Below are 13,070 nucleotides of genomic sequence, written 5' to 3'. Positions count from 1 at the left end.
GGCGTTCAGGATGATTAAAAAGACCTTCATTGGCTTTTCTACACTCTTTGTTGCCACCTTGATTTCGGGGTGCAGCGACAGCAATAGACATATCAACAGTGAGGACGAAGCCAGTTTTCACTATCAAATAAACCAATTATGTGGCGACAAACCCAACTGTGTTTCTACCTTAGATACACGTAAAGAACACTTCATTGAGAGTTTTGTGCTGTCAGACTCAGGGCTATCACATTGGGATCAAATCAAACAGATCGCACTCACATTACCAGGTGCAGCATTAGCAGCCGAGGCCGATGGCTACTTTCGTATTGAGAATACTAGTAGTATTTTTCGCTTCGTTGATGACTTTGAAGTAAAACTGTCAGGAAAAAAGCTAGATATCCGATCTGAATCGAGGGTGGGATATTCAGACTTTGGTGTAAATCGAGAACGAGCGGAGCAGTTTCGCCAATTACTGCTTAACGCTGGCTACCTTTACAGTCAAAAATAAACCCGACAACAATTGATAATGATTATCAATTGCATATATACTTCACTTATCACCTTGTGGGGTATTGTATGAATAGGATCAGCTTTTTACTCTTTAGTTTGCTTGGCTGTTTATGTATCGCGCTACTTCAACTGGGCGATATCCTTAGTGCTGAGCGCACCATGGCAAGTTTGATCGTCGAATGGGCTTCTATTGATCTGATTTGGCTCGCATTACTCATCTTTGCGATTCACCAGTATTGTGACTATTCCGCAAAAAACGGCTAAACAATAAAAAAGCCACGCCCTAAATATTAAGACGCGGCTTTTCTAATCAATAGACCAATACTTGGACTATACGTTTTTATCTTTACCCAGCGAAAGTAGCCATACAGACAGTACCGCTACAACAGCAAAACCGGATAAAATGATCACTGGCATGGCAGCATAGCCAAGCACATTCCAAATGATTGATTCAAGTGTACTCATCTCACACCTCTTTTAACTCGGGTTACTGCCAGCCTTCAATATCTTTCATATCAGGCAGTTTATGGGCAATACCTTTATGACAATCGACACAGGTTTTATCACCCGAAGCCAATGCCGTTGAGTGTTGTTTCACACTACGAGGGCCTTGCTCGGAGAAGTCCATGAATTCGAATTCGTGACAGTTACGGCACTCCTGCGAATCATTTTCTTTCATCCTATGCCATTCTCGGTTAGCAAGGTAACCCCGCCGCTCCTCAAATTTCTCTTTCGTGTCAATCGTCCCCATGGCATGGGCAACTAATTCTTTTGATGCCTGTACCTTACGAACCATTTTATCGGTCCAGTTGTGCGGTACGTGGCAATCAGAACAAATAGCACGAACACCCGAGCGATTAGCAAAGTGAACTGTTTCACGAATTTCTTCTACGATTGGCGCATGGCAGCCAGCACAGAATTCTTCTGTGTTCGTGGCTTCCATTCCGGTGTTAAACGCACCCCAGAATAGTAGACCGCCCATAAAACCCATAAACAGCACTAAGCCAACAGCAACTTTACTTGGTGACGTTATCCTGCGCCAAAATGTTTTTAATAGCTTCATCTTATAGCCTCTCTTTGATTAATGGCTATAACTAGCGCAGTGCATCAACACGCTGGAAGTCATTTTCAACCAGTGGCTTAGCATCAGCTTGAGGCACGTGACACTGCAGGCAGAAATAACGAGCCGGTGATACATCAGACAATACTTGGCCTTCACGCGGTGACTGATAGTGGGTCACACTGATCTTAGTTGCGCCCATTTCATTCGCGTTCTTCCAGCTGTGACAAGCCAGACACTTATTTGCGTTTTGAGATACTTCATAGTTACGAGTTGTGTGTGGGATCAGTGGTGGCTGATACACGTAGTCACTATCAATCGTGCCTTGATCTCGCGGGTAACGTTTCATTGGATCAGCAGCACGTGTCGCTTCAAGCTCACTTGCACCTCGTAACGATTCTACCCCGCCAATACCACCAGGGTTATGCAATGCTTCTTCACTGTGTACCGTACCGGCCAGCATCATACCGATAGCCATGACTGCTAAGACTAGTCGTTTCATTTTTTTCTCCGCCTACAGGCTAAATTCGAGTCAAAGATGGTCTGTCTATCGCTTAAATCTTGAGATAGACAGCCAGCCTTTTCATAAAATTGAATCGTTATACTTTGGTAATCTTAATTGGGCACTTCTTGAAATCGGTCTGCTTCGACAGCGGATCGGTTGCATCCATGATCAATTTGTTCACCAAAATACGTGCATCAAAGAAAGGTACGAAAACCAAACCTACTGGTGGGCGGTTACGACCACGCGTTTCAACACGACAACGTACTTCACCCCGGCGAGATTCTAACAACACTTCATCACCGCGACGTAAACCACGCGCTTGTGCATCCGTTGGGTGCAAATAACACAGTGCATCTGGTACCGCTTTGTATAGCTCAGGAACACGGCGCGTCATGGTACCGGTATGCCAATGTTCAAGTACTCGGCCGGTACATAGCCACAAGTCATATTCGCTATCTGGCACTTCTGGAGCGGGTTCAAACGGCGCAAAGATAATGTCTGCTTTGCTGTCTGGCTTACCATAGAAACTAAAACCAGCGCCTTTCGGCACATACGGATCATTGCCTTCAGAGAAACGCCACTGGGTTTCTTTGCCATCAACAACCGGCCAACGAAGACCACGAACTTCATGGTAAGTATCGTAAGGGGCTAAATCATGCGCCTTACCGCGACCAAAGGCAGCATATTCTTCGAACAAGCCTTTTTGAACGTAGAAGCCCTGTGCTTGAGCATCATCGTTAAGTGCTTGTGCTTCTGATAGCGGGAACTTATCAATCTGGCCATTCTTGAACAGCACATCGTACATTGTTTTGCCACGGTACTGAGGTGCGTTAGCGAGTAGTTCATCGCCCCACACTTCTTCGACAGTGAAGCGCTTTGAGAACTCCATGATTTGCCACAGATCAGACTTTGACTCGCCCTGTGTTTCTACCTGCTGGTACCAGGCTTGAGTACGACGTTCTGCGTTACCGTATACACCTTCTTTCTCTACCCACATTGCTGTTGGTAGAATAAGATCAGCGGCTTGTGCCGTTGCGGTTGGGTACGGGTCAGAACATACAATGAAGTTCTCAGGGTTACGGTAACCCGGTAGACGCTCTTCATTAATATTCGGGCCGGCCTGCATATTGTTATTACACATAATCCAGTAAGCGTTTAGCTTGCCGTCTTTCAACATACGGTCTTGCAATACAGCATGGTAGCCAGGTTTTGGTGGAATTGTACCTTCAGGCAATTTCCAAATTTTCTCAGCAACTGCACGGTGCTTAGGGTTTGCAACAACCATATCGGCAGGTAAACGGTGAGCAAACGTACCCACTTCACGCGCAGTACCACATGCAGAAGGCTGACCGGTTAGCGAGAATGGGCTGTTACCTGGTTGAGAGATCTTACCGGTTAGCAAGTGAATGTTGTAAACAAGGCTGTTCATCCACACACCACGTGTGTGCTGATTCATACCCATTGTCCATAGTGACATTACTTTGGTTTTCGGATCAGCATACTGTTTCGCCATTTCAATCAGTTTTTCTTGCGAAACGCCTGACATTTCAGATGCTTTTTCTACCGTATACTCAGCTACCGAGGCTTTATACTCTTCGAATGTCATTGCATGCATTGCGCCAGAGTTCGCGTTTTTCGCTTCCTGCTGCAGTGGGTGCTCATCACGAAGACCATAACCAATATCAGTTTCAGCACGCTTGAAGTTAGTGTGCTTATTCACGAAATCCCAGTTCACTGCATCATTCTGGATAATGTAGTTAGCAATAAAGTTCGCAATTGCTAGATCGGTTTGAGGTTCGAAGATCATACCGTTATCAGCCAGTTCGAACGAACGGTGATAATAAGTAGACAGCACATTCACTTTAACATGCGGATTGCTTAAGCGACGGTCAGTAATACGCGTCCATAGCACAGGGTGCATTTCTGCCATATTTGAACCCCAAAGCACAAACGAATCTGCATGTTCGAAATCATCGTAACAACCCATTGGTTCATCAATACCAAAAGTACGCATGAAACCAACAACAGCAGACGCCATACAGTGACGCGCATTTGGATCAATGTTATTTGAACGGAAACCCGCCTTCATCATTTTTGATGCGGCATAGCCTTCCATTACTGTCCACTGACCAGAGCCAAACATACCAACGCCAGAAGGGCCTTGCTTCTTCAGGGCTTCTTTCCATTTGTCAGCCATTACATCAAAAGCTTGATCCCAAGAGACAGGTTGGAAATCACCGTCTTTAGCATACTCACCATCTTTCATACGCAGCATTGGCGTTTGTAGACGATCCCTTCCGTACATGATCTTTGACAGGAAGTAGCCTTTAATACAGTTAAGGCCCTTGTTAACTGGTGATTCAGGATCACCCTGAGTAGCTACAACACGACCATTCTGTGTACCCACTAACACTGAACAACCTGTACCACAAAAACGACAAGGCGCTTTGTCCCACTTAATTTTTGTTTCATCAGAGCTAACAATTAAGTTAGTCGCTGTTGCTGGCAGTGAGATGCCTGCGACAGCTGCTGCCGATGCAGCGGCGTTTGCTTTCACAAACGCACGTCTTGTCATTTTCATGAATCATCCTCAGATTGCGAGTCAAAGTGTTCAATTTGGTGATACACTAAAAACGTCGTTAATACGTGTTCTAAGTTATTTATTTTATCTATTGTGTCAGTTACATAGCCTTGATTTTCTGTTTCCAAAACTACGATAACCTTCCCTTCTTCACTGTCGCCGTATATTTCTGCATTTGGCATTGCCGAAATCTGGGTCTTTATCGATGCCAAATATTCCGGCTTTACATGAACAACTAAGCTTGAGATGTGTACTTCTTGTAATGCCATCGCTAATTCTCTTCGTTATTATTCATTACCATGGTGATTGCCGATGTCGGACAAACCGACACACATGCGCCACACCCCGTACAATCCACCCAATTCAACTCTGGCTTAGCCACCCCGCCAAACTGGAGCTTAAAATGAATGGCTTGTACATCACACATATCCCCACAGCTGCGGCACTCAATATTTTTATGGGCTAAGCACCCTTCATTGATTTGTGCCACCAACGGCCAAGGTTGCTCCGTCTGTGGTTGGAATAGTGGCTCTGGGCAACTATCTGCACAGCGGTAGCAAAACGTACATTCACCACGGTTAAAGTCGACAATAGGAAACCCACCATCGCCTTTAGTAATAATTTGTGTTTCACAGGCACTAATGCATTTATTGCAGCGTGTACAACTGTCAGTAAATACATCTTCATCCACGACCCAAGGCATTCTCTGTAAGTCAGGTCGGCGCCGAGTTAGCAAGCGGCGACGGGAGCGATCAAACATAGATTCTATCCTCGTGAAATATTATGAATAAAAATGGGTATTACGAGCTAATTGTGACCCGTTGAAATAACATAATACCTGTGACCAACGAATGAACATTCAAAACCATTCATAAGTTGTCTTTTTTTTACACGGCAAGTTTAAATCTAGTAATAAATGCTTAAATACCCACTTAGGGCTAAATACCGGGGTAAATTGTTTTGGATCAATAAATTTAAACAGCAACGCTCACACTATGAGCCCAAAAACACTTTTGAGCCGGAACAAAAAATCACTCACCAAAGTTAAAAAAACACAACTTATAATTAATATAGACCAGCCATGATTTAAAATGGCCTTTGCTTACGAGTAACCCAACGATTCATAAGGAAAATACGTGCAAAATAGGCCGCTTAAGCCCGTTACCACTACGATTGCCCGTGCGATGCTCGCAATTTTATTGCTATCGGTCGCTACCACGAGCTTTGCGCTACTCACATTAGCCTCAAGCTTGAATGATGCAGAAGCTGTTAATGTCTCGGGCTCACTCCGAATGCAAAGCTATCGATTAGCATATGATATAGAAACAGAGTCACCGACCCTGATCGAGCATCTCGACCAATTCGAACGTTCCCTGTTTTCTCCCTCTATGGCAGCACTAGAACACTGGACAGTGCCAACCGACATAAAAGTACATTACTACAACCTGATCGGCCGCTGGGAGAGTCTTCACCCACTGCTACACAATGGTAATGAGCTGGCTTTTTTAGGGGAAGTGAAACAGTTTGTTGATCGCATTGATCAGTTTGTTTACGAGCTACAAGAATTTTCTATCATCAAACTGCAAATACTCTCTGTTGTCGGAGGTCTTGGCCTTAGCCTGATATTGATCGTGGCACTGTTTACCATTCACTTTACTCGACGAAAAATTGTTACCCCACTCAACCAATTAGTGAGTGCGAGTGAACAAGTTCAAGAAGGCCAGTTTAACCTGAACCTCAACGTTAAAAGTGATAATGAACTTGGGATCCTCGCAGAGGCTTTCACCACAATGACCTCAGAACTGGGCAAACTTTATCGAAATTTAGAACAAACCGTCGATGAGAAAACACGTCGATTACAGCAAGCCAATGACTCATTGCAGGTACTTTATGACTGCTCACAAGAACTAAAAGAAAGCCGATTAACATCAAAAAATTTCTCAGCTATGCTCGACACGCTATTAGCTATCGAAGGCCTTACGGCAACCAAGTTAGTTATCGAAGAAAGCAATGGGCTTAACACTGAGATTTCCTCTGGACACCCTTCAAATGCAACTTGGCATTTTCAAGATCTAGAGTTGGATGGCCAAATCCTTGGACAACTTTGGTGGCAATACACCCTACCTTGCCCAGATAAGATCCTACTGGAAAATATATCGCGAACACTGGCTCGAGGTATCTATTACAACAGAGCACAAAAACAAGCTGAGCAATTATTATTAATGGAGGAGCGTGCTACGATAGCCAGAGAGCTTCATGACTCACTCGCCCAATCTTTATCGTATTTGAAAATTCAGGTGACCTTGCTTAAGCGCCAACTTGGGAAAGATGAAATGGAAAATGCGATGGCGATTATTGGTGATATTGATACGGGGCTGTCTAGCGCCTATACACAGTTACGTGAATTGTTAAGTACATTCCGCCTGACCATTAAAGAGGCTAACTTTGGTGAAGCCTTAGTTGAAATGCTCACTCCTCTTGAAGAGCAGAGTGATGCTTTATTAGTGATTGATAACCAAATTTCATCACTGAATCTGGATGCACAACATCAAGTTCACCTATTGCAGCTGATCAGAGAAGCAGTACTAAACGCGGTTAAGCATGCTAAAGCTGATGAAATTATTGTCACTTGCCATCAAAACAATAATGACATCACCATCAGCATTAAAGATGATGGTGATGGGTTTGATCCTAACACCGAAAAGCTTAATCATTATGGTCTGACGATCATGGCTGAACGATCTTCGCGACTAAACGGTAAGCTCGATATTAAAACAACCCAAGGTGCAGGAAGCGAAGTCATTCTAGATTTCCAGCTTGAGCCTCAAGGATAAAAATTATGACGTGTTGGAAAATTATGATTGTGGATGACCACCCGCTTATGCGCCGTGGAATAAGCCAGTTATTAAGCTTTGAGAGCGATTTTGAGATCATTGGAGAAGCCAGCAATGGGGCTGATGCCGTCCTGCTCGCCTGCGAAACCGAGCCTGATTTAATTCTATTAGATTTAAATATGAAAGGCATGTCTGGTCTTGATACGCTCAACGCAATGCGAGCAGAAGGTGTACAAGCCAGTATTGTCGTATTAACGGTATCAGACAGCCGATCTGATGTGAAAGCACTCATTAATGCTGGTGCTGATGGCTATTTACTTAAAGATACCGAACCCGACCAACTGATAGAGCTACTTAAACAAGCCTTATGTGGTGGTAAAGCCTATAACGATATCGTGCGTGAGTACTTGGAAGAAAGCGATGAGCAAGACTCGCTTCTCGATAGTTTAACAGACCGAGAAACGCAAATATTACAAGAGGTTGCAAAGGGCTATCGCAATAAACAAATTGCTGATACGTTGTTTATTTCAGAAGCGACGGTAAAAGTACACATGAAAAGCTTGTTGAAAAAGCTGCAGGTTAAATCACGCACAGCGGCAACCGTGTTATACCTTGAGTCGCAAGGCCAATAAACAGTGAAATTATCTCGATGCTTGGTACCACTGATTGGACTGACACTCTCTGGCTGTGCTGTGAAGCCGCTCATGCCAGAGGCTCAGTCTGTTGATATTCGCTGGGGAAATCAGCCAGAGCTGTCGAGTTGTATTAAGCAATCTGACTTGATCGGCACCGAAGGACATTGGTATACATTCTGGTTTATCAGCAATAAAGATTTAATGCAGGGTGCGCTTAACGACCTACGTAACCAAGCCTATTTGTCCGGCGCTAATACGGTATTACTGTATAGCCCACAATCGTTTGATACCTCAGTAACAATCCTAGGTAACAGCTACCACTGTGCGAAACCTTAAGAAAATAGAGCATAAAAAAACCGCATCACTGCGGTTTTTTATTAGCAAGAGACCGAAGTGATGATATCCCTCTCTCTCGACTCAACCCATTGGAGATCAAAAGGCCCCCAATCGCTTAACTGATAATAGCCATCATTGTGGCGCTTACCATCCTGAACAAAAGCCAATTCAATACCAAAGCCTGGCAGGGCTTTCAATACATCTTGAATGGTACGACGTGGCCAGCCAGTGATTTCAATCAGTTTAGGAACGTTGGGACGTTCTAGCTGCTCAACCAATAATGCGAGATAAAGACGACGGGCAAAAACCGGATTCAATTCCATTGAGACCTCCATAATTTGAGGTTTCATTATTCCGACTTCTACAAAATGGTTGTTGAGTTTGATCAAAATGAGGGAGGATTCCCCCATTTATCAAAAGAAAATTAGTGATCCAACTCTCACTAACGATTATCACTCACAATCTTAAAACAAAAAGTAACATGCAATCAATTACTTGCAAGATGAACATTTAAAGGTCATTTGCATTTTGAATCCATGTCATTAAGGGTTAAAAAGTGTAACCAACAGCAAGCATAAAGACCCAGGGGTCAATATCTGTACTCACTTTCTTCTGAACGCCATCCTGTTTGAACTTTACATCGGTACTAATATCAGCATACCAAATCGATGCGCCTGCAAACCATTTATCGTCAATCATGTAATCAAGCCCGACATTTGCCGCCAGCCCCCATGAATCATCCAATGAAAGATCGCTTAAACCAACACTTTTCCCCGTGCCGTTAAACTCTTCATTGAAGAAAGTGGTGTAGTTCACACCAGCCCCAACATAAGGGCGGAACTTGCTTCCACTGTCCATAAAGTAGTACTGCAACATAAAGGTCGGTGGTAGATGCTCGACCTCAGCAATATCACCAGTTGCATCAAGTGATACCTTGTGTCTGAACGGTGTGGCGGCTAACACTTCCAAGCTAATATTATCAGTCAGCATATAGCCAAAGGTCAGGCCGAGTTGGGTATTTGACCCAACGCCAAACTCACCCATATTACCGGCACCATCAAGAATAACATCATCGCTACTTTCGTTAGGCACAACGGCTGCCGCGCCAGCACGGACGAGGATGTCCCCTTTCTTATGAGCAAATGCTTGAGGGGCTGAAACGATAGCGGTCAAAATCGCTAAAGTACAAAGGGTCTTTTTCATTATTATTGACTCCATTCATGTGTATAAATAAACAAACCATTTTTATGGCTTTTCGACATTCACTTTTGAATGGAGCAGAATGTAACCAGTTTAATATGCAACAACAYTGATTAAAATCAATTTACAAAAATTAACAATAACAAATAACTTTTGATACAGATCAACAACCTTAAATCACCATTTAACCATGTAGAAAAACACGTCCAAAATGTCACCAAAGCTCCCCTTAATGCCTAGCCCAGCTCACAGAACAGACACATAAAATACACGCCTGACTATATAACCTTGGCAAATAATGCACTTAATTGCTTTCTCAAAAAATCTGAATACAGCATCAGCTTTAACAAGCTTTCACTTTGGATGGTCTCACCTAAACTAATGGCATGTACTTCCCGTTCGTTGAGAAGCCGATATGACCCCTGCATTCTGGTGCATCCTGATCATTATTTTTATCAACTATCTACTTGCTGGAATTGGTGGCTGGCTGACCATCAAACAAACAGGCAAGTTTGATATCAATCAGCCGAGGATCCAAGAACGTGAGCTCACAGGCGCAGCCGCGAGAGTCAAAGCCGCCCAAGCAAATGGCTGGGAAGTCACAATCGTATTTGCAAGCTGTGTGTTTATCGCACACTTAGCGGGAGTTCCCGAAGCAGAAGCCACTTTACCAGCCTCGGCTTTCGTTATCTCCCGTCTGGTATATATGATCTGCTACGCGTGTAAACTCAGTCCATGGCGAACCATTGTTTTCTTGGTTGGTATTGCTAATTGTTTATGGCTTATCAAACTCGCTATGGTTTACAGTACTTAAGCCCTCCTTCCTCGTCATCAAACTGATTTACACCCTGCCTTACCTGAGCCTCATTAATAGCGTGTTACAAATTATGACGAGATATGAAAACCCTCTTGATGATGATCATATTTGTATACCTCTAAATAGTTAATAGTTAATAGTGCTCATAAGTAATATAGAGGCATTATTAATGACAATAACCAATAAAATAAAATCGCACCTATTAAGTCGCCGGAAGTTCATGCAAAACTCAGCTGTCCTATCTGGAGCGGCCGCAGCAGCAAGTGCAATCTCACTCCCATTTAAAACTCACGCAGCCTCAGTCGACGTTCAAACTGAAGAAAGCATTAAATACAGCGCTTGCTTAGTCAATTGCGGCAGCCGTTGTCCATTTAAAGTACACGTTCAAGATGGTGTCGCCGTTAAGATCTCCCCTGAAGACGGGGTTAATGAAGCCATCTTTGGACAGCACCAAATTCGTCCTTGCCTCCGCGGCCGCTCAGCCCGCTGGCGTACTTATAACCCTGACCGCTTAAAGTACCCAATGAAACGTGTGGGTAAACGCGGTGAAGGTAAATTCAAGCGTATTAGCTGGGATGAAGCGACAACCATCGTGGCAAAAGAATTACGTCGCGTGATTGATACACATGGCAATGAAGCAATTTATTACCAATACGGTTCGGGCCTAACGGGTGCCAACCTGCAAGGCCGTAATACCTGTAAGCGTTTACTCAACTTAGCTGGCGGCTTCTTGGATATGCATAATACATATTCAGAAGCGCAGCTAAATACTGTCCAGCCTTATATTTTTGGTCAAGCTGGCAACATCTACGGCACGGAGCAACAAACGTTATTTGCCGAGATCAAAAACTCGGATTTAGTCGTTATGTTTGGCCAAAATTTGGCTGAAACACGTATGTCGGGTGGCGGCCAAATTGCTGAAATTTATCATGCTTTAGAGCAAAGTAACGCCAAGGTCATTATCATCGACCCACGCCGTACCGATAGCGTGACAGCCTTTGACAGTGAGTGGCTACCAATCCGTCCGGGTACCGATGCAGCACTGGTTGCCGCTATGGGTTACACCCTGATCACCGAAGAACTGATCGACGATGAAATGCTTAATCAGTATGCCATCGGCTGGGATGAAAATACCCTTCCAGCTAGCGCCCCAGCTAATTCATCTTACAAGTCTTACATTCTTGGCTTAGGCGAAGATAACACACCGAAAACGGCTGAATGGGCGAGTGAATTAACAGGGATCCCTGCGGTACGCATTAAACAATTGGCTCGTGAAATTGCCAATGCCAAAGCTGCCTGGATATCTCAAGGTTGGGGGGTACAGCGTACCCAAACGGGTGAGCAAGCTTCCCGTTCAATCATGATGCTGCCAATCATGACCGGTCAGTTCGGCCGCCCAGGTACCAACATCGGCACATGGGGCGGAAGCGTGCCTTACGGCCTTTCTGGCTTAGCGCTTCCTAACCCAATAAAAGTCTCTATTCCTTGCTTCTTATGGACTGACGCGATTGTTCGCGGTAAAGAGATGACCGCGAAGGATGATTACGTCCGTGGCCGTGAAAAGCTGACTACCAATGTCAAAATGCTCTGGAATTACGCGAGTAATATTTCAGGGAATCAGCATTCCGACCTAAACCGTACCCATGAAATCCTCACGGATGAATCGCTGGTTGAGTTTAATCTGGTTTGGGATAATCACATGACCCCAACCGCAAAATATGCCGATTTGCTGCTACCTGATGTCTCGACATTAGAGTCGGATGATCTGATCAATAACTCATACCAGTCAGGCTCATACCATTACCTTGTGCGCCTACAAAAAGCCGTTGAGCCTATGTGGGAAAACCGCCCGACCTATGATGTATTAGCTGAAATCGCGGGGAAAATGGGCCTGAAGGAGCAGTTTACTGAAGGCCGCACTTATCAAGAATGGGTTGAGCATGCCTACAACGAAGTTCGCAAGAATAATCCTGCCCTCCCAACATTTGCAGAGACTGATGGTATGGGGATCATCGATCGCCGTATTGCCGACAGCAGCCAGCATATTGCGCTGAAAGATTTCCGAGATAACCCGAAGGCAAACCCTTTGAAAACGCCATCAGGAAAAATTGAGATGTACTCAGAAGCACTCGCACAGCTTGCTGAAGTACGTACGGTACTTGAAGGTGACAAGATCTCACCCATTGCAGAATACCACCCTGCAATTGAAGGCATTGAAGATGTTGAAACACTCAAGAGCTACCCACTGCAATTAACTGGATTCCATACCAAGGGCCATTGCCACTCGACCTACTCTTCTGTCGCACAACTGCAAGAAGTTGCGCCTGATGTTGTATGGATCAACGACATTGATGCCCAGCAACGTAACGTCAAGAATGGTGATGTAGTCGAAGTGTTTAATCATCGAGGCCGATTGCGTATGCCTGCGAAAGTAACGGCTCGAATGATGCCGGGCACTGTGGCTATCCCCGAAGGCGCTTGGGCACAGAAAAACAAAGATGGCGTTGATGTCGGTGGTTGTATTAATACATTAACGACGCAACGCGCGACAGCCTTAGCGAAGGGTAACCCACAGCACACCAATCTAGTTGAAATCAAGCGAGTCTAAGG

Annotated in this window: 15 protein-coding genes; 7 read left to right on the top strand and 8 right to left on the bottom strand. The window is 44.5% G+C overall.

Going from position 1 to position 13,070, the window contains the following annotated elements; translation table 11 throughout:
- The first annotated feature begins 10 nt into the window (after window positions 1-10).
- Window positions 11-490 (top strand): DUF1499 domain-containing protein, encoded by a 480-nt coding sequence (locus L4D09_RS03210; protein ID WP_428456048.1) that lies wholly within the window; start codon window positions 11-13, stop codon window positions 488-490.
- Window positions 491-558: 68 nt separating this feature from the next.
- Window positions 559-756, top strand: a complete 198-nt coding sequence (locus L4D09_RS03205; RefSeq protein ID WP_428456047.1) for a hypothetical protein — start codon at window positions 559-561, stop codon at window positions 754-756.
- A 66-nt stretch (window positions 757-822) separates the two neighbouring features.
- Here the strand turns inward: L4D09_RS03205 and L4D09_RS03200 are convergent, their stop codons facing one another.
- The 6 genes from L4D09_RS03200 to napF all read right to left on the bottom strand — a co-directional run bounded on the left by L4D09_RS03200 (window position 823) and on the right by napF (window position 5,398).
- Window positions 823-957, bottom strand: a complete 135-nt coding sequence (locus L4D09_RS03200; protein WP_428456046.1) for a TIGR02808 family protein — start codon at window positions 955-957, stop codon at window positions 823-825.
- Window positions 958-979: 22 nt separating this feature from the next.
- Window positions 980-1,555, bottom strand: a complete 576-nt coding sequence (locus L4D09_RS03195) for a NapC/NirT family cytochrome c (RefSeq protein ID WP_428456045.1) — start codon at window positions 1,553-1,555, stop codon at window positions 980-982.
- Window positions 1,556-1,586: 31 nt separating this feature from the next.
- Complete coding sequence (locus L4D09_RS03190; RefSeq protein WP_428456044.1) at window positions 1,587-2,054, bottom strand: nitrate reductase cytochrome c-type subunit; 468 nt, start codon at window positions 2,052-2,054, stop codon at window positions 1,587-1,589.
- A gap of 97 nt (window positions 2,055-2,151) precedes the next feature.
- The gene (napA, locus tag L4D09_RS03185) at window positions 2,152-4,638 is read right to left on the bottom strand and encodes a periplasmic nitrate reductase subunit alpha (RefSeq protein WP_428456043.1); all 2,487 of its coding nucleotides are present in this window, start codon (window positions 4,636-4,638) and stop codon (window positions 2,152-2,154) included.
- Window positions 4,635-4,907 (bottom strand): chaperone NapD, encoded by a 273-nt coding sequence (locus L4D09_RS03180; protein ID WP_428456042.1) that lies wholly within the window; start codon window positions 4,905-4,907, stop codon window positions 4,635-4,637. The genes napA and L4D09_RS03180 overlap by 4 nt, the downstream gene beginning before the upstream one ends.
- A gap of 2 nt (window positions 4,908-4,909) precedes the next feature.
- On the bottom strand, window positions 4,910-5,398 hold the full coding sequence (gene napF, locus L4D09_RS03175; protein ID WP_428456041.1) for a ferredoxin-type protein NapF: 489 nt from the start codon (window positions 5,396-5,398) through the stop codon (window positions 4,910-4,912).
- 376 nt (window positions 5,399-5,774) lie between these two features.
- On the opposite strand from napF, the gene narQ reads away from it, so the two are divergent.
- From narQ to L4D09_RS03160, 3 genes are read left to right on the top strand one after another with little or no spacing between them, the layout of a single operon-like run.
- Window positions 5,775-7,472, top strand: coding sequence for a nitrate/nitrite two-component system sensor histidine kinase NarQ (gene narQ / locus L4D09_RS03170; protein ID WP_428456040.1), 1,698 nt, complete (start codon window positions 5,775-5,777; stop codon window positions 7,470-7,472).
- 5 nt (window positions 7,473-7,477) lie between these two features.
- On the top strand, window positions 7,478-8,104 hold the full coding sequence (locus L4D09_RS03165; RefSeq protein WP_428456039.1) for a response regulator: 627 nt from the start codon (window positions 7,478-7,480) through the stop codon (window positions 8,102-8,104).
- Between the two features lie 3 nt (window positions 8,105-8,107).
- Entirely contained in the window at window positions 8,108-8,443 is a 336-nt protein-coding gene (locus L4D09_RS03160) for a DUF4156 domain-containing protein (protein ID WP_428456038.1), read from the top strand.
- Between the two features lie 41 nt (window positions 8,444-8,484).
- Here the strand turns inward: L4D09_RS03160 and L4D09_RS03155 are convergent, their stop codons facing one another.
- Together L4D09_RS03155 and ompW are read right to left on the bottom strand one after the other, a co-directional pair.
- A complete protein-coding gene (locus L4D09_RS03155) occupies window positions 8,485-8,766 on the bottom strand; it encodes a winged helix-turn-helix domain-containing protein (RefSeq protein ID WP_428456037.1) in 282 nt (93 codons plus the stop codon).
- 226 nt (window positions 8,767-8,992) lie between these two features.
- Window positions 8,993-9,646 carry an outer membrane protein OmpW gene (gene ompW / locus L4D09_RS03150; RefSeq protein ID WP_428456036.1) on the bottom strand — a complete coding sequence of 218 codons (654 nt, stop codon included), beginning with the start codon at window positions 9,644-9,646 and terminating at the stop codon, window positions 8,993-8,995.
- Window positions 9,647-10,058: 412 nt separating this feature from the next.
- On the opposite strand from ompW, the gene L4D09_RS03145 reads away from it, so the two are divergent.
- Window positions 10,059-10,457, top strand: coding sequence for an MAPEG family protein (locus L4D09_RS03145; protein ID WP_428456035.1), 399 nt, complete (start codon window positions 10,059-10,061; stop codon window positions 10,455-10,457).
- Window positions 10,458-10,629: 172 nt separating this feature from the next.
- Window positions 10,630-13,068, top strand: a complete 2,439-nt coding sequence (locus tag L4D09_RS03140) for a DMSO/selenate family reductase complex A subunit (RefSeq protein ID WP_428456034.1) — start codon at window positions 10,630-10,632, stop codon at window positions 13,066-13,068.
- Window positions 13,069-13,070 lie beyond the last annotated feature (2 nt).

The sequence above is a fragment of the Photobacterium makurazakiensis genome (genome assembly GCF_050336715.1).
Lineage (GTDB): Bacteria > Pseudomonadota > Gammaproteobacteria > Enterobacterales > Vibrionaceae > Photobacterium > Photobacterium makurazakiensis.
This window is presented reverse-complemented; position numbering and strand designations above follow the sequence as displayed.